The sequence below is a fragment of the Streptomyces sp. NPDC048257 genome, assembly GCF_043201855.1.
GTDB lineage: Bacteria > Actinomycetota > Actinomycetes > Streptomycetales > Streptomycetaceae > Streptomyces.
Map to the genome: position 1 here is coordinate 522,651 of NZ_JBICZI010000004.1, position 15,375 is coordinate 538,025.

Here is a 15,375-nt window from a genome sequence, read left to right on the forward strand (position 1 = left end):
GCTCACGCGCCGCCCGTCAGACCAGGCCGTGCGTGTAGACGTAGGCGGTGGCGGCGGCCCGCGAGGACACGTCGATCTTGGCGAAGACGTTGTTGAGGTGCCGGGCCACGGTGTGCTCGCTGATGGTGAGCTCGGCGGCGATGGCCCGGTTGGTGCGCCCGGCGGCGACCAGACGGAGTACGTCGATCTCCCGCGCGGTGAGTCCGCCCGGAAGCCGCAGCAGGGCCGCCGCCCGGCGGGCGTCGGGGACCGCGCCCAGTGCCTCGAAGACCGTGTGGGCGGCCCGCAGTTCGAGCCGGGCGCCCTCCTCGTCCCCGCCGGCCCGGTCGGCCGCGGCCAGGACCACCCTGACCTGCGCGGCCTCGTACGGAACCCCGAGCTCCAGCCACAGCTCCAGCGCCCGGTGCAGCAGCGGCAGTGCGCGCGGCAGATCGCCCTCGGCGAAGGACACGGCGCCGCCCGCCCACGCCGCGGTCGCGTGCGGCGGGGTGCGGTCCGACTCGCACCGCCGCTGCCACGCGTCGGCGGCGGCCGCCAGCTCACCGGCCGCCTCACGGGCCCGGTCGAGCCGCCCCAGGGCGAGGGAGATCTCCACCTGGGCCGCGAGCAGCCGCTCCCGCCGGCGCTGTCCGCCCGCCGCGGCGAGGGCGACCTGCAGCGCGGCCTGCGAGGCCTCGGCCTTCCCCTGGGCGAGGAGCAACAGGGCGAGCCCCGGCTGCGGGTCCCGCCCGAGCTCGTGGGCCCGGGCGTACGAGGCCCCGGCCGCGGCCCGCTCGCCCCGCCTGCGCTGGATCTCACCCGCCAGGTACACCGCCTCCGCGGCGGTCGACGTCTCGTACGGCAGCAGCTCCTCGCAGGTCAGGGCCGCCTCCGTGACGGCCTGCGGCCAGGAGCCGCGCAGCTCCAGCACCTGGGCCCGGTGGACGCGGCACAGCCCGCGGAAGTTGTTCTCCTCGGGCATGGAGGCGCACCAGGCCATGGCCGCGTCGGTCCACTCCGCGGCCCGTTCGAGGTCGGCGCACGCCATGCACTGCTGCAGGCCGAGGCAGAGGATCCACCCGGTGAAGAAGGCACTCAGCTCGCCCGCCGTGGCCGCGCACATGGCGTCGTCGACCAGCGCGAGCCCTTCGGGAACCCGGCCCTCGGCGAGCAGTACGCCCGCCCGGGCCTGGGTGCTCATCGCCAGCAGATCCGCGCTGCCGCAGCTCCGCGCGATGCCGGCCATCCGGCGGGCCCGGTCCATGGCCTCACCGAAGGCACCGCGCGCCTGCGCCTCCTCGGTGTCGACCCAGGCGAGGTAGCACTGCTCGACGCACTCGGGCTCACCGCCCAGCTGCTCACGCGCCCGGCCCAGCCAGCCGGCGGCCGTGGCGGAGCGCCCGGCCAGCTGGTGCTCGTAGAAGAGCATCCACGCGCAGTAGCCGGCCCGCCGGGCATCGCCCCGGTGCGCGTACCCGGCGTAGGCCTTCGCCCGGGCCTCGACGGACTCGTCGACGCGGCCGGTCCACCAGGCGGCGTCGGCGAGCGCGGCGAGGTCGTCGGCGTCGAGGAGATCCGCGTCGACGCCGCTCAACGCCCGGTAGGCCTCGCCCCACGCCTCACGGGCGACGGCCTCCCTGGCCCGTTCCCCGACGCCCGGACCCTGCATCACGCGCGGCTCCTCTCCCGAGCCTGCCCGCCCCTCTCCCCAGAGTAGGTACCGCCGCCCACACGATGCCGCCTGCTTTCGCCGACCCCGGCCGCGGACCGGCCTACGGGTTCTCGGCGGTGTCGAGGTGCCTGCGCAACTCGGCCGCAACCCCTTCCTCGCCGTTCGCGACAGCGAGGCTGCTCGCGAACCGGACGAGGTGAGGCGCGGTGGAGCAGCTGAAGAGACAGCACCGCGTCAGCATGGGGAGCACAGAAGGGGCCGGCCCCAACCGAGACAGGCCCCTTCTGAGCTGCATGTTTACCGCGTCAGTGACGTGCTGTTATGTCATCCGCTCAGAAGTTGAAGCGGAACGCATGCGGCCCGACCCTGACCTGCGAGAAGCTGAACGACCTTCGCAAGGACGAGGAGATCTGGGAGTACGAGCGTCAGCACGAGCGCAACAAGCGGCGCTACCTCGGTGACGACGTGCTCAAGAGCGCGGGCAGCGCGGTGGTGTGGTGGCTCGCCCGCCACGAGAACGAAATCGAGAAGGCGGTCGACATGATCGGCCCGCCGGCCCAGGTCGCGGCGCGGCCAGCGACGAGGAGTGCCCGAGCTCTTCCGCCACCTCCTCGCCCCACCCGTGGGCGCACGGAACGAAGCGACCGTCGGGGGCCCGCTGTGGGATGGGGACGACCACGGAGGAGGGGTGGTCGACCGGCCCGGAGGACGAGCCTTCGGGCGAAGGGAACACCACCGGTCCCTGGCCGACCCGCTCCCCGGCCCCCGGGGGTCCGCCGTTCGCCGATACGGACGTGGACCCGGGTGCGAGCACGTTCACGCCGAGGACGGCGGAGAGCAGCACAAACGAATGGGAGCGGGGCCGGTATCGGTGGAAACGAGCGAGGACGACGCTCCGTCTCCCCGCTTCTGGGACCCGTCGCACAGCCCGCACCGGCCCGCCGAACCCCGCCCCGCCCATGGAACGAGGACGACGAGAACCGGATCCGATCCGGTAGACGGTCAGCTCTCCGATGCTCCCCTTCGCCGCACACCGCGGCAGGGGGGGGCCTTTCGCGGTTCTGGGACTCGGGCAAGACCGCTACCGGGCCGCCCGCTCCCGCTCCCAGTCCCCTTGGGCACAGCGAACGCTCATCTATCAATAGTGGTACCGGGCGGCGAGGATGACGATCCCCTTGTCCGTCACCAGATAGACGAGACGGTGCTCGTCGTCGATCCGCCGCGACCAAGCCCCCGGCAAGTGGTACTTCAGCGGCTCGGGCTTACCGATCCCCGTGAAGGGGTCACGCTTGACGTCCTCGATGAGCTTATTGATCCGAGCGAGCATCTTGCGATCGTTCCTGAGCCAGGACGTGTAGTCCTCCCAGCCCTGGTCCTCGAAGACGAGCCTCACTCGGCACCCTCGTGTGCCGCATCCGGCGAGTCGGGGTCGATCAGCTCTCGCTCGGACACGTTGATGTTGGTCAGGGCGTTCTCGTACGCCTTGAGCAGCCGGCGAGCGTTCGCCGGCGAGCGCAGGAGGTACGAGCCTTCGCGCAGCGCCGCATAGTCCTCGGCCGCAATGAGCACCGCATTGCCGTGCTTGGAGACGATCTCGATGGCCTCGTGGTTGTCGTTGACCTTCTTGATCAGCGGAAAGAGCGCCTTGCGGGCTTCGCTCGCAGTTATGGACATGCCCTGCCCCTTACCCATAGCGGTACCGAATAACGTACCACTTTCAGCACTTCCGGGCAGGGCAACCGCCCGACGAAGAATCGCGCCTCCCGGCCCCCTGTTTCTTTCCCAGGAGAAGCCGACCCCCTGCCGCCTGCGAACTCGACGACCCCTTACTCGCAGTAGCGAGCCACTCACACATTGAAGCGGAATGCCTGCGGCTCGATCCTGACCTGCGACGGAGCCCCGAACGGCGCCCTGACCAGCCATTTCCCCGTTGGCGAGCGTTGGGTCGCGCCGGTCGCTAACGCACGTACACGGCAACGTCTGCGCGGGAGTGCGCCTGCAGTGCGAAGGATCCTTGTGGAGGACGTGGCAGCGATGCGACTTCGCTACGTCACCGCCAGCGGAGTCGACAGACGCCGCTGGCCCGCAAGTCGTGGCGCGCTGCACCCCTCCTCGGGGGTCGAACCGTGCTGCGGACTGTTGCGGACAGCAGAACGACCTGACCCGCGTGTTCGCAGGTCAGGCCGTGTGCGGGTATACGTTTACACGTTGAAGCGGAACTCGACCACGTCGCCGTCCTGCATGACGTAGTCCTTGCCCTCCATGCGGGCCTTGCCCTTGGCGCGGGCCTCGGCCACCGAGCCGCAGGCGACCAGGTCCGCGAAGGAGATGACCTCGGCCTTGATGAAGCCGCGCTGGAAGTCGGTGTGGATCACACCGGCCGCCTCCGGGGCCGTGGCGCCCTGCTTGATGGTCCAGGCGCGGGTTTCCTTCGGGCCGGCCGTCAGGTAGGTCTGCAGGCCCAGGGTGGCGAAGCCGACGCGGCCGAGGGTGGCGAGGCCGGGCTCCTCCTGGCCGACCGACTGGAGGAGTTCGAGGGCCTCCTCGTCGTCCAGCTCGGAGAGGTCCTGCTCCAGCTTGGCGTTCAGGAAGATCGCCTCGGCCGGGGCGACGAGCGCGCTCTGCTCGGCCTTGAAGGCGTCGTCCGTCAGCTCGTCCTCGTCCACGTTGAAGACGTAGAGGAAGGGCTTCGTGGTGAGCAGGTGGAGCTCGTGGAGGAGGTCGCCCTGCTCCGTGCCCTTGGTGATGCCCTTGGAGAAGAGGGTGTCGCCCGCTTCGAGGATCTTCTTCGCCTCGACGACGGCCGCGAGGACCGCGACCTTCTCCTTCTGGAGGCGGGACTCCTTCGTCAGGCGCGGCTCGGCCTTCTCGATGGACTGGAGGTCGGCGAGAATCAGCTCGGTGTTGATCGTCTCGATGTCGTCCTTCGGCGAGACCTTGCCGTCGACGTGGACGACGTTCTCGTCCTTGAAGGCGCGGATGACCTGGCAGATGGCGTCCGACTCGCGGATGTTCGCGAGGAACTTGTTGCCGAGGCCCTCACCCTCCGAGGCTCCGCGCACGATGCCCGCGATGTCGACGAAGTCGACCGTCGCCGGGAGGACCCGCTGCGATCCGAAAATGCCCGCGAGGACGGCCAGGCGCTGGTCCGGCACGCCGACGACGCCGACGTTCGGCTCGATCGTGGCGAACGGGTAGTTGGCCGCCAGCACGTCGTTCTTGGTCAGGGCGTTGAACAGGGTCGACTTGCCGACATTCGGCAGGCCGACGATTCCGATCGTGAGCGACACGTTGGCGACTTCCCGTAGCTGGAGGGGGCGGCGGCCCGGGAGTGGGCCACCGGACAGTTTACTTTCCGATGAGTGGCACTCGTTGTACGCGTGTCCCCACACGGATACCGCGCTCGCCCCGCCTAGCGTGGAGGCGTGGAGCAATACAGGACGCGATCGGCCCCTCACCCGCAGCGACCCCCGGCCCAGCGCGGGGGACCCCGGGCCACGGCGGTGCCCGCCCAGGCAGGCGGCCCGCGGCGGCCCGCGCTCGCGCGGCGGATGCCCCGGCCCCGGTTGACCGGGCTCGGCGGCGGGCTGTTCGCGTGCGCCGCCATGGTGCTGGTGGCCGGTATCTGCTGGCTGCTCTTCGGTTCCTCGCTCTTCGTCTACGGGCTGCTCTTCCTGCCCGTAGCGGCCGCCACCGCGCTCTGGGTGCGGCCCGCCGACCTGATCACCGCGCCGATCGGCGTGCCCATCGCCTTCGCCGCCGGAGTGTGGCCCATCTCGGGCGGCTCCGGCGGCCTCGGCGGGCAGCTGATGGGGCTGGTGTCCGCGCTGTCCCTGCACGCGGGGTGGCTCTACGCCGGGACCCTGGTCGCCGCGCTGATCGCCGTCGTGCGCAAGGCCGTACTGATCGGCAGGCGGCGGATGCCCAGGCGCGTCGCCCAGTAGTCGCCCGCATCGCCCAGGGGTCGCCCAGGGGTCGCCCGGGGGGGGCACCCAGGAGACCGGCCCCGCCCCCTACTTCTTCGTCTCCGCCTTCGCCGCCCTCGCCGCCATCGCCGCTCCCACGATGCCCGCGTTGTTCTGCAGCTTCGCCGGGACGATCTCGGCCCGCACGCCCTCGATCAGCGGCAGGAACTTCTCGGGCTTGCGGCTGACGCCGCCGCCGATGATGAAGAGGTCCGGGGAGAACAGCATCTCCACGTGCTGGAGGTACTTCTGCACGCGGTGCGCCCAGTGCTCCCACGTGAGGTCGTGGTCCTCCTTGGCCTTGACCGACGCCCGCGTCTCCGCGTCGTGGCCCTTCAGCTCCAGGTGCCCGAGCTCCGAGTTCGGGACCAGCCGCCCGTCCGTGAACAGGGCGCTCCCGATGCCCGTCCCCAGGGTGAGCAGGAGGACCGTGCCGCCCCGCCCGCGCCCGGCCCCGTACGTCATCTCCGCGACGCCCGCCGCGTCCGCGTCGTTCAGGACCGTGACCGGCATGCCGCCCAGCTCGCGCGAGAGCAGCGCCGCCGTGTCGACGCCGATCCAGGACTTGTCCATGTTGGCCGCCGAGCGGGTGACGCCGCCCGTGACCACGCCCGGGAAGGTGACCCCGAGCGGTCCGTCCCAGCCGAAGTGGCGCACCACCTCGCCGACGCATCCGGCCACCCCCTCGGGGCTGGCCGGATGCGGTGTCAGTACTTTGTGACGCTCCTGCGCCAGGTCGCCGCGCTCCAAGTCCACGGGAGCGCCCTTGATCCCGGTTCCGCCGATGTCCACGCCGAAGATCTGCATGGACATACCGTACGAAACGAGTTACTTGTCGGCGACCAGTTCCGCAGCCTCGGCACGCAGATCGCGGCGAAGTTCCTTCGGCAGCGAGAAGACGATCGACTCCTCGGCGGTCTTGACGATCTCCACGTCCGCGTAACCGCGCACCGCCAGCCACTCCAGGACCTCCTCGACCAGGACCTCCGGCACCGAGGCGCCCGAGGTGAGGCCGACCGTGGTGACGCCCTCCAGCCAGGCCTCCTCGATCTCGCTCGCGAAGTCGACCAGGTACGCGGCCTTGGCGCCGGCGTCCTTGGCGACCTCGACGAGCCGGATCGAGTTCGAGGAGTTCTTCGAGCCGACCACGATGACCAGGTCGGAGTCGCCGCCCATCACCTTGACCGCCGCCTGGCGGTTCGAGGTGGCGTAGCAGATGTCGTCGCTCGGCGGGGAGACGAGCAGCGGGAACTTGGTCTTCAGCGCGTCGACCGTCTCCATGGTCTCGTCGACCGAGAGGGTGGTCTGGGAGAGCCAGACGACCTTGGACTCGTCGCGGACGGTGACCTTGTCCACGTCGTGCGGGCCGTCGACGATCGTGATGTGGTCCGGGGCCTCGCCGGAGGTGCCGATGACCTCCTCGTGGCCCTCGTGGCCGATGAGGAGGATGTCGAAGTCCTCGTTCGCGTACCGGATGGCTTCCTTGTGCACCTTGGTGACCAGCGGGCAGGTCGCGTCGATCGTCGCGAGCTTGCCGCGCGCGGCCTCCTCGTGCACCACCGGCGCCACGCCGTGCGCGGAGAACATCACGATGGAGCCCTCGGGCACCTCCTCCGTCCGCTCGACGAAGATGGCGCCCTTCCGCTCCAGCGTCTGGACGACGTACTTGTTGTGCACGATCTCGTGGCGGACGTAGACCGGCGCACCGTACTGCTCAAGGGCTTTCTCGACGGCGATCACGGCTCGGTCCACGCCCGCGCAGTAGCCGCGGGGCGCGGCGAGCAGGACACGGCGGGAAGCGGGAGCGGGGGCGGGAGCAGTCATGTGCTCCATCGTACGGGGGTCTCCAGCAGGCCGGACGTCCCCCGTACGACACACACTTGCCCGACAGCCTGTCCCGCCCACACCCCGGAGGACGGATGGCTTCCGTTACGGATTCCAGTGCGACGGCGCCCACGGCGTTGCGGCGGAGCCTCGGCTTCCGGGACCTGGTCGTCTACGGGCTGCTGTTCATCGCCCCCATGGCCCCGGTCGGGATCTTCGGCACGCTCGACGCCAAGTCGCACGGAGCCGTCGCCCTCGTCTACCTCTGCGCGACCGTGGCGATGGCCTTCACGGCCTTCTCGTACGCGCAGATGGTGCGGGTCGCCCCGCAGGCCGGCTCGGTCTTCACGTACGCCCGAAAGGGGCTCGGCGAGGGCCCCGGGCTGATCGCCGGGTGGATGGCGATGCTCGACTACCTGCTGATCCCGGCGGTCGCGTACCTCTTCTCGGGGATCGCGATGAACGCGCTGGTGCCGGAGGTCTCCCGGTGGGTGTGGACGGCCCTGGCCGTCGTGATCACCACCCTGCTCAACCTGTGGGGCGTACGGGCGGCCGCGCGCGTGGGCTTCGCCGTACTGGCCATGGAGATCCTGGTCCTGCTGGTCTTCCTGGTCGCCGCGGTGACCGTGCTGGTCCAGGGCGGGGCGCGGCGCGGCTGGCTGTCGCCGCTGACCGGTGACGGCTCGCTCGGCTTCAGCACGGCCGCGGTGCTGGGCGCGGTGTCGGTCGCGGTCCTGTCCTACCTGGGCTTCGACGCCATCGCCTCCTTCGCCGAGGAGGTGACGGGGGGATCGCAGCGGGTGGCGCGGGCGGTCCTGTTCTGCCTGGCGCTGGCCGGGTTCCTGTTCATCGCCCAGAGCTATCTGGCGGCGCTGCTCATGCCCGTGTCCGCGGCGGAGCTGGCGGCGGATCCGGCGCAGCAGGGCCCGGCCTTCTACAACGCGGTGGAGTCCGCGGCCGGCTCCTGGCTGCACGACCTGGTGGCCGCCGGCAAGGCGATCGGGGCGGCCTTCGCGGCGCTGGCCGGGCAGGCGGCGGCCGGGCGGCTGGTGTTCGCGATGGCCCGGGAGCGGCGGCTGCCGCGGGTGCTCGCCCGCACCTCGGACGGCACCCCGCGGCCCGCCCTGCTGGTGGCGGCCACCATCACGCTGGTCGCGGCCGTGTGGGCGGCCCGCCGCGACGACGGGCTCGACCAGCTGGTGTCGGTCGTGGACGTCGGGGCGCTGGTGGCCTTCACCCTGCTGCACGCCTCGGTGGTGGGCTGGTTCGTGGTCAAGCGGCAGGGGGGCGCGCCGAACTGGTGGAAGCACCTGGTGGTGCCGGTGCTGGGTGCGGCCGTGACCGTCGCGGTGATCTTCGAGGCGTCCTGGACGGCCCGGCTGGTGGGGGCGGTGTGGCTGGCGGCGGGCCTGGCGGTGCTGGCCGTCCAGCGCGGGCGGCGGCGGGACGTCCCCGACGACACCGGCGCCGGAGCCTGACGCGCTGTCGGCGGCGCCGGATAGCCTGCGTGCATGGGTCTGAATACGTCGGCCGAGGCGCCGCTGCCGGTAGGCCAGGTGTCCCGGCTCATCGGGGGCTGGATCGATCGGCTCGGTCAGGTGTGGGTGGAGGGGCAGATCACGCAGCTCTCGCGGCGGCCGGGGGCGGGGGTGGTCTTCCTGACGCTGCGCGACCCCTCGCACGACATCTCGGTCAGCGTGACCTGCTTCCGCCAGGTCTACGACGAGGTCGCGGACGTGGTCTCGGAGGGTGCCCGGGTCGTCCTGCTGGCCAAGCCCGAGTGGTACGCCCCGCGCGGGCAGCTGTCCCTGCGGGCCACGGAAATACGGCCCGTCGGCATCGGGGAGCTCCTCGCCCGGCTGGAGCGCCTCAAGCGGTCCCTTGCCTCCGAGGGGCTCTTCGCACTGGAGCGCAAGAAGCCTCTGCCCTTCCTGCCGCAGCTGATCGGGCTGGTGGTCGGGCGGGCCTCGGCGGCCGAGCGCGACGTCCTGGAGAACGCCCGGCGCCGCTGGCCGGCGGTCCGCTTCGAGGTGCGCAACGTGGCCGTCCAGGGGGTGCACGCGGTGCCCCAGGTGGTCCAGGCGGTCAAGGAGCTCGACGCCCTGGACGAGGTCGACGTGATCATCGTGGCGCGCGGCGGCGGCAGCGTGGAGGACCTGCTGCCGTTCTCCGACGAGGAGGTCGTCCGGACGGTCGCGGCGGCCCGCACCCCGGTGGTCTCGGCGATCGGCCACGAGCCGGACTCCCCGCTGCTGGACCTGGTCGCGGACGTACGGGCCTCCACGCCCACGGACGCGGCGAAGAAGGTGGTCCCGGACGTCGGCGAGGAGCTGGAGCGGGTACGCCAGCTGCAGGCCCGGGGGCGGCGCGCGGTCACCGGGCTGCTCGACCGGGAGGAGCGGGGCCTCGCGCACGCCCTGGCCCGGCCGGTCTTCGTCCACCCCCAGCGGATGGTGGAGATCCGCGAGGACGAGCTGGACGCCCTGCTGGCCCGCGCCCGGCGCACGCTGGGGCACCTGCTGGACCGGGCCGACTCGGAACTGGCCCACACCCTCGCCCGGGTGGTGGCGCTGTCCCCGGCCGCGACCCTGGAGCGGGGGTACGCCGTACTGCAGCGGGCCGACGGGCATGTGGTGCGCTCACCGCAGGAGGTGGCGCCGCGCGAGGTGCTGCGCGCACGGGTGGCGGAGGGCACGTTCTCGGTGGAGGTCGCCTCGGTGGAGCCCCCGGAGGCCGCGCACTCCCCGGAGGCCGCGGAGCCGACGGACCCCTCCGCCGCAACAGTCGCTTCGGAGTAGCGACACACGCTCGCGATCACGTGGTCGCACGACACACAGAGGATGGATACGGGAATGACAGAGGCCGGAACGGCGCTGGGGTACGAGCAGGCCCGCGACGAGCTCATCGAGGTCGTCCGCAAGCTGGAGGCCGGCGGGACCTCGCTGGAGGACTCCCTCGCGCTGTGGGAGCGCGGCGAGGAGCTGGCGAAGGTCTGCCGGCACTGGCTGGAGGGGGCGCGCGCCCGGCTGGACTCGGCGCTGGCGGCGCGCGAGCCGGCCGAGGAGGAGTGACCCGGGAGGGCGGCGGGAGCGACCGGGGAGGGGCCGGGGGCCCCGGAAGTGATCCCGGTCACCAGGAGGCAGATTTAGTTGAAAATTCATCTACTTTCGCCGTAGAGTCTGGGACATCGCTTCACCTCCGTACGGAAGAAGGCTTTCCCGATGTCTCTCGTTCTTGACTCCGCCGCGCAGGACCTGCTGTTCCGCGAGGCCCGCACCGCCAACTCGTTCTCCGACGAGCCGGTCACCGAGGAGCAGGTCCAGGCGATATACGACCTGGTGAAGTTCGGCCCCACCGCCTTCAACCAGACCCCGCTGCGCATCACCCTGGTCCGCTCCCCCGAGGCCCGCGAGCGCCTCGTGCAGCACATGGCCAAGGGCAACGACGCCAAGACCGCCACCGCTCCGCTGGTCGCGATCCTCTCCGCGGACAACGAGTTCCACGAGGAGCTCCCGCAGCTGCTGCCGCACTTCCCGCAGGCCAAGGACGCGTTCTTCTCCGAGCGCCCGGTCCGCGAGCAGTCCGCGCTGCTGAACTCCGCGCTGCAGGCCGCGTACTTCATCATCGGCGTCCGCGCCGCCGGCCTGGCCGCGGGCCCGATGACCGGCGCCGACTTCGCCGGCATCCAGAAGGAGTTCCTGGACGCCGACCACACGCCGATCATGGTCATCAACATCGGCAAGCCGGCCGCCGAGGGTGCCTGGTTCGACCGTTCCCCGCGCCTGGCCTTCGACGAGGTCGTCACGACCGTCTGATCGCCGCCGCAGCACACGCGAACAGGGCCGTGGGGGGGGGGGGGGGGGGGGGGGGGGGGGGGGGGGGGGGGGGGGGGGGGGGGGGGGGGGGGGCGGGGGGGGCCGGCCCCCCCCGCCCCCCCCCCCCGCCCCCCCCCCCCCCCCCCCCCCCCCCCCCCCCCCCCCCCCCCCCCCCCCCCCCCCCCCCCCACGGCCCTGTTCGCTTACGTGGCCGGGGCTGCTCGCCCCGCTTGACCCACGCGCCCTACTCGCCCCACTTGCCTTACTTGCCCTGCTTGAACTCCAGCGTCGCCGCCAGCGTGCCCAGCTGCTCGAAGGGGGCCGTTCCGGTCACCACCGTGACGTAGCCCTGCTCCTGCCGCACGAGGGCGTCGTACTTCTCGCCGTCCCAGCGCTCCCACGTGGTGTCGCCGACCTGCTGCGTCCGGCCGGTGGCCGTCGCGTGCTGGGTGACCTTGGCGAGGTACTTGGCCGAGGTGTCCGTGGACTGCTCCACCGCCACGTACTGCTGCTCCGGGTCGAGGAAGCCCAGGTGCCAGGCGTTGGCGTTCTTGCGCTCGTACGTCACCGAGGTCGCCCGCCACTGCTCCTGGAGCCCCACGGGGGCCGCGACCGGGTACGGGGCCGCGCGCCGGGCCGTCAGGGTCTCCACCCGGTAGTCGACCGCGATCGTCGGGTCGGCCTTCTCGTCATGCGGGACGAAGAGGTAGATCCCGGCGACGACGATGCCGATCACCCCCAGCGACCGGACCATGTCCCAGACCGTCTGCTTGCCTTTCATACCTGCCACGCGACCCATCGTCCCGCATCACGGGGCGGCGATCACCGCCGGGGTCGCGGTGCGGCCCGTGTCGGCGGACCCTGAGAGTCCCGGAAGGGCCGCACATCGTCCGCGAGACATCGGGCAGGACAGCGGACAAGACAGCGGAACGTCACCCGCAAGACGTCCGCTCAGGACAATCGATTGACCGATATGCCGCTCATACGTGACCCGCCCTGCTCAATATGTCGACGTACCGATAGAGTTCCAGCACCCTCACTTCCCGGCCGTCGCCGTACAGAAAGGTGCGCTCCGATGACCGAGCACAACCTGCCGCCCCAGCTCGAAGTCTCTCCGGAGGCCCCCGACCGCAACCTCGCACTGGAACTCGTACGGGTCACCGAGGCCGCCGCCATGGCCGCGGGCCGGTGGGTCGGACGCGGCGACAAGATCGGCGCGGACGGTGCCGCGGTCAACGCGATGCGCACCCTGATCTCCACCGTCTCGATGAACGGCGTCGTCGTCATCGGCGAGGGGGAGAAGGACGAGGCCCCCATGCTCTTCAACGGCGAGCGGGTCGGCGACGGCACGGGCGCCGAGGTCGACATCGCCGTGGACCCGATCGACGGCACCACCCTGAACGCCAAGGGCATGCCGAACGCCATCGCCGTCCTGGCCGCCGCCGACCGCGGCACCATGTTCGACCCGTCCGCGGTGTTCTACATGGAGAAGCTGGTCACCGGCCCCGAGGCCGCCGACTTCGTCGACATCAACGCACCCGTCTCGGTGAACATCCGCCGGGTCGCCAAGGCCAAGAACATGGCCGTCGAGGACGTCACCGTGGTCATCCTGGACCGCCCCCGCCACGAGGGCATCGTCAAGGAGATCCGCGAGACCGGCGCCCGCATCAAGTTCATCTCCGACGGCGACGTCGCGGGCTCGGTCATGGCCGTGCGCGAGGGCACCGGCGTCGACCTGCTCCTCGGCATCGGCGGCACCCCCGAGGGCATCATCTCGGCGTGCGCCATAAAGTGCCTCGGCGGCACCATCCAGGGCAAGCTCTGGCCGAAGGACGAGGCCGAGCGCCAGCGCGCGCTCGACGCCGGCCACGACCTGGACCGCGTCCTGACCACGAACGACCTGGTGTCCGGCGACAACGTCTTCTTCGTCGCCACCGGCATCACCGACGGCGAGCTGCTGCGCGGCGTCCACTACCGCTCGGAGACCGCGACCACGTCCTCGCTGGTCATGCGCTCGAAGTCGGGCACGATCCGGCAGATCGACTCCACGCACCGCCTGTCGAAGCTGCGCGCGTACAGCGCGATCGACTTCGACCGCGCGCAGTAGGCAGCACCGCGGGAAACGGGAGGGGCGGTCACCGCGTGCGGCGGTGACCGCCCCTCCCGCACATCCGCATGCGGTCGGGCGTCGGCCACCGGCGGGCGGCGACCGGCTCAGCCCGCCGCGGCGATCGGCCCGGCCCCCGGGGCCTGGCGCAGCTCGGCGGCCCTGCGCCGCATCCGCGCCAGCACCACCCGGCGCTCGGCCGCGGTGAGCCCGCCCCACACCCCGTACGGCTCGGGCTGCAGCAGTGCGTGCTCCCGGCAGGCGACCATCACGGGGCAGCGGGCACAGACGCGCTTGGCGGCGTCCTCGCGGGAGAGCCGGGCCGCGGTCGGCTCCTTGGACGGCGCGAAGAAGAGCCCCGCCTCGTCGCGGCGGCACACCGCCTCCGCGTGCCATGGGCCGTCTTCCGCCCTTGCCGGCACCCGCGGCTTCGGCACGGCCGCCGTCCGCCCCGGAAGACCCTGGACGGCGGCTACCTGCAAGGACTGATGCGGCGGATGCGGCACGGTCTACTCCTGACGACGTATACGTGAGCGAGAGACGACGCACCTGTCCCTACCCGCTGTACGCGCCCCTATGCACCACGCGCCACGCGCCGACGGGGGTTCGGCCGAAACGAACCCCCGCCGGGCGGCCCGTCACGCCCCGGGCGCGGCCCATGCGGGATCGCGCCCCAGGAAGGCCAGGAGGTCCGCGGCGGCGCCGTGGCCGGCGCCGGGCCCGAGGGGGAACACCGGGCCGTAGGCGAAGCCGCGCAACGGCTCGGCGAGGGCGTCGGCGGCCGGGCGCAGGGCGGCGGCCAGAGCGTCGGTCAGGGCGGGCGGGCGGCCCGTGGCGACGGCGATGTCCCACGCGTGCACGGCAGCGTCGAGGGCGGCGGCGCCGACGGCCGTCTCGGCCGGTACGGCGAAGGGCGGCAGCGGCACCGCCACGTCGAGGTCGCCGGGAGCGACGGCGGAGAAGGCCTCGGCCGCGGCCGCGAGCGCCGGGTCCAGCAGGCCCGCAGGAGGACCGGCCAGGGTGCCGGAGGGCGCGAAGGGGTCCTCCGCGGGGCCGGGCCCGCCGGTCAGGCGGGCGGCGTACGCGAGCTGGTCGCCCGCGGCGTGCTGGAGGACCTGGGTGACGTTCCACTGGGCACACGGGGTCGGGCGGTCCCAGCCGTCGGCGGGCACCCCCGCGACGGCCTCGCGCAGCGTCGCGTACGCCTGGTCGAGCAATTCCCACTTGGAGGTCATGACGCGGACTCTAGGGGGTGCCTGTGGTCCCCTGTAGGCCGAAATTGGTTGGATCGGCGGCGTGTTGGGACTGGGGCCCTTCGGTCTGGGCGGTCCCGGCCGGTCCCGGCCGGTTTCAGCCCTCCAGGCGCTTGCGCAGCTTGCGGGCCAGATCCACCAGACGGGCACCCGGCTTGGGCCGCGCCTCGATGTTGCCGAGCAGGGCGAAGCCCCGGACGATCACCACCGGCGCCTGCGGGTCGCTCTCCCCGCGGCCCTCCCCGCGCACCTCGAAGTTGCCGAGGACCCCGCTGCCGTAACCGCGCAGGGTGACGTTCTCCGGGACCAGGACCTCGACGTTGCCGAGGACACAGGTCACGTTGATCTCGGTGACCTGCTGTTCGAAGACCGCCTCGGTGAGGTCGATGGTGATGTCGCCCATGACCGAGACGGCGCGGGTGTGCGCGCCCGGGCGCCAGCGGCCCTTGCGGGCGGAGCTGCTGCACACGGCGACGATGGTCTCCGCGGGACCGGCGGAGCCGGTGGAGTGGGCCGCGTACGCGGGCGGGGCATGGACGCCGCCGGGCGCGGGCAGATCCCGTACGAGGACTTCCAGCTCGCCGACGGTCTTGACCGCGTACAGCGTGTCCAGGCGGTCGGAATGCTCCTCGGCCGTCAGCCGGCCTTCGGCGAGGGCATCGCCGAGGATCTGCGCGATGCGGTCCCGGTCCGCGTCGGAGGCGCGCAGCTCGGCGGCGGCGGGTGCGGGGGCGGCGGCGGGGTGCTTTTCCAGGTCCAC

At 72.1% G+C, this 15,375-nt stretch carries 16 protein-coding genes; 6 read left to right on the forward strand and 10 right to left on the reverse strand.

From position 1 onward, the window contains the following. Positions 1-16: 16 nt before the first annotated feature. From ACGFZK_RS12975 to ychF, 4 genes are all read right to left on the reverse strand, one after another. Positions 17-1,648: a LuxR C-terminal-related transcriptional regulator gene (locus ACGFZK_RS12975; protein ID WP_393848948.1), complete on the reverse strand. Its 1,632-nt coding sequence runs from the start codon at positions 1,646-1,648 to the stop codon at positions 17-19. 1,141 nt (positions 1,649-2,789) lie between these two features. Next, positions 2,790-3,044, reverse strand: coding sequence for a Txe/YoeB family addiction module toxin (locus ACGFZK_RS12980; RefSeq protein WP_393848897.1), 255 nt, complete (start codon positions 3,042-3,044; stop codon positions 2,790-2,792). Next, positions 3,041-3,325: a type II toxin-antitoxin system Phd/YefM family antitoxin gene (locus ACGFZK_RS12985; RefSeq protein ID WP_393848898.1), complete on the reverse strand. Its 285-nt coding sequence runs from the start codon at positions 3,323-3,325 to the stop codon at positions 3,041-3,043. Before ACGFZK_RS12985 ends, ACGFZK_RS12980 begins: the two co-directional genes overlap by 4 nt. A gap of 527 nt (positions 3,326-3,852) precedes the next feature. Continuing rightward, positions 3,853-4,941 (reverse strand): redox-regulated ATPase YchF, encoded by a 1,089-nt coding sequence (ychF, locus tag ACGFZK_RS12990; RefSeq protein ID WP_314243580.1) that lies wholly within the window; start codon positions 4,939-4,941, stop codon positions 3,853-3,855. A 213-nt stretch (positions 4,942-5,154) separates the two neighbouring features. Here ychF and ACGFZK_RS12995 point away from each other — a divergent pair, with 213 nt between their 5' ends. Beyond that, on the forward strand, positions 5,155-5,595 hold the full coding sequence (locus tag ACGFZK_RS12995) for a DUF6542 domain-containing protein (protein ID WP_393848899.1): 441 nt from the start codon (positions 5,155-5,157) through the stop codon (positions 5,593-5,595). Positions 5,596-5,664: 69 nt separating this feature from the next. On the opposite strand, the gene ppgK is transcribed toward ACGFZK_RS12995, so the two are convergent. Both ppgK and ACGFZK_RS13005 read right to left on the reverse strand, forming a co-directional pair. Next, the gene (ppgK, locus tag ACGFZK_RS13000) at positions 5,665-6,423 is read right to left on the reverse strand and encodes a polyphosphate--glucose phosphotransferase (protein WP_393848900.1); all 759 of its coding nucleotides are present in this window, start codon (positions 6,421-6,423) and stop codon (positions 5,665-5,667) included. A gap of 21 nt (positions 6,424-6,444) precedes the next feature. Then, complete coding sequence (locus tag ACGFZK_RS13005; protein WP_393848901.1) at positions 6,445-7,449, reverse strand: 4-hydroxy-3-methylbut-2-enyl diphosphate reductase; 1,005 nt, start codon at positions 7,447-7,449, stop codon at positions 6,445-6,447. An 86-nt stretch (positions 7,450-7,535) separates the two neighbouring features. Between ACGFZK_RS13005 and ACGFZK_RS13010 the strand changes: the two genes are divergently transcribed. The 4 genes from ACGFZK_RS13010 (at position 7,536) to ACGFZK_RS13025 (ending at position 11,255) form a co-directional block, all read left to right on the forward strand. Next, entirely contained in the window at positions 7,536-8,918 is a 1,383-nt protein-coding gene (locus tag ACGFZK_RS13010) for an APC family permease (RefSeq protein ID WP_393848902.1), read from the forward strand. Positions 8,919-8,951: 33 nt separating this feature from the next. Then, positions 8,952-10,238: an exodeoxyribonuclease VII large subunit gene (gene xseA, locus ACGFZK_RS13015; protein ID WP_393848903.1), complete on the forward strand. Its 1,287-nt coding sequence runs from the start codon at positions 8,952-8,954 to the stop codon at positions 10,236-10,238. 54 nt (positions 10,239-10,292) lie between these two features. Continuing rightward, positions 10,293-10,511, forward strand: coding sequence for an exodeoxyribonuclease VII small subunit (locus ACGFZK_RS13020; protein WP_030385819.1), 219 nt, complete (start codon positions 10,293-10,295; stop codon positions 10,509-10,511). A 150-nt stretch (positions 10,512-10,661) separates the two neighbouring features. Further along, on the forward strand, positions 10,662-11,255 hold the full coding sequence (locus tag ACGFZK_RS13025; protein ID WP_393848904.1) for a malonic semialdehyde reductase: 594 nt from the start codon (positions 10,662-10,664) through the stop codon (positions 11,253-11,255). Positions 11,256-11,517: 262 nt separating this feature from the next. Here ACGFZK_RS13025 and ACGFZK_RS13030 read toward each other — a convergent pair whose 3' ends face one another. Further along, the gene (locus ACGFZK_RS13030) at positions 11,518-12,036 is read right to left on the reverse strand and encodes a DUF4245 domain-containing protein (protein ID WP_393848949.1); all 519 of its coding nucleotides are present in this window, start codon (positions 12,034-12,036) and stop codon (positions 11,518-11,520) included. Between the two features lie 294 nt (positions 12,037-12,330). Here ACGFZK_RS13030 and glpX point away from each other — a divergent pair, with 294 nt between their 5' ends. Then, positions 12,331-13,362, forward strand: a complete 1,032-nt coding sequence (gene glpX, locus ACGFZK_RS13035; protein WP_393848905.1) for a class II fructose-bisphosphatase — start codon at positions 12,331-12,333, stop codon at positions 13,360-13,362. Positions 13,363-13,469: 107 nt separating this feature from the next. Here glpX and ACGFZK_RS13040 read toward each other — a convergent pair whose 3' ends face one another. The 3 genes from ACGFZK_RS13040 to ACGFZK_RS13050 all read right to left on the reverse strand — a co-directional run bounded on the left by ACGFZK_RS13040 (position 13,470) and on the right by ACGFZK_RS13050 (position 15,375). Continuing rightward, positions 13,470-13,868: a WhiB family transcriptional regulator gene (locus ACGFZK_RS13040; RefSeq protein WP_393848906.1), complete on the reverse strand. Its 399-nt coding sequence runs from the start codon at positions 13,866-13,868 to the stop codon at positions 13,470-13,472. A 132-nt stretch (positions 13,869-14,000) separates the two neighbouring features. Continuing rightward, positions 14,001-14,597, reverse strand: coding sequence for a TIGR03086 family metal-binding protein (locus ACGFZK_RS13045; protein ID WP_393848907.1), 597 nt, complete (start codon positions 14,595-14,597; stop codon positions 14,001-14,003). A gap of 115 nt (positions 14,598-14,712) precedes the next feature. Continuing rightward, a complete protein-coding gene (locus tag ACGFZK_RS13050; protein WP_393848908.1) occupies positions 14,713-15,375 on the reverse strand; it encodes a DUF1707 domain-containing protein in 663 nt (220 codons plus the stop codon).

What these genes read in the sequence shown, in the direction of transcription:
- ACGFZK_RS12975 (WP_393848948.1), bottom strand. Translation starts at nt 1,648, where the DNA reads ATGCAGGGTCCGGGCGTCGGGGAACGGGCCAGGGAGGCCGTCGCCCGT.
- ACGFZK_RS12985 (WP_393848898.1), bottom strand. Translation starts at nt 3,325, where the DNA reads ATGTCCATAACTGCGAGCGAAGCCCGCAAGGCGCTCTTTCCGCTGATC.
- ppgK (WP_393848900.1), bottom strand. Translation starts at nt 6,423, where the DNA reads ATGCAGATCTTCGGCGTGGACATCGGCGGAACCGGGATCAAGGGCGCT.
- ACGFZK_RS13005 (WP_393848901.1), bottom strand. Translation starts at nt 7,449, where the DNA reads ATGGAGCACATGACTGCTCCCGCCCCCGCTCCCGCTTCCCGCCGTGTC.
- ACGFZK_RS13010 (WP_393848902.1), top strand. Translation starts at nt 7,536, where the DNA reads ATGGCTTCCGTTACGGATTCCAGTGCGACGGCGCCCACGGCGTTGCGG.
- xseA (WP_393848903.1), top strand. Translation starts at nt 8,952, where the DNA reads ATGGGTCTGAATACGTCGGCCGAGGCGCCGCTGCCGGTAGGCCAGGTG.
- ACGFZK_RS13020 (WP_030385819.1), top strand. Translation starts at nt 10,293, where the DNA reads ATGACAGAGGCCGGAACGGCGCTGGGGTACGAGCAGGCCCGCGACGAG.
- ACGFZK_RS13025 (WP_393848904.1), top strand. Translation starts at nt 10,662, where the DNA reads ATGTCTCTCGTTCTTGACTCCGCCGCGCAGGACCTGCTGTTCCGCGAG.
- ACGFZK_RS13030 (WP_393848949.1), bottom strand. Translation starts at nt 12,036, where the DNA reads ATGAAAGGCAAGCAGACGGTCTGGGACATGGTCCGGTCGCTGGGGGTG.
- glpX (WP_393848905.1), top strand. Translation starts at nt 12,331, where the DNA reads ATGACCGAGCACAACCTGCCGCCCCAGCTCGAAGTCTCTCCGGAGGCC.
- ACGFZK_RS13045 (WP_393848907.1), bottom strand. Translation starts at nt 14,597, where the DNA reads ATGACCTCCAAGTGGGAATTGCTCGACCAGGCGTACGCGACGCTGCGC.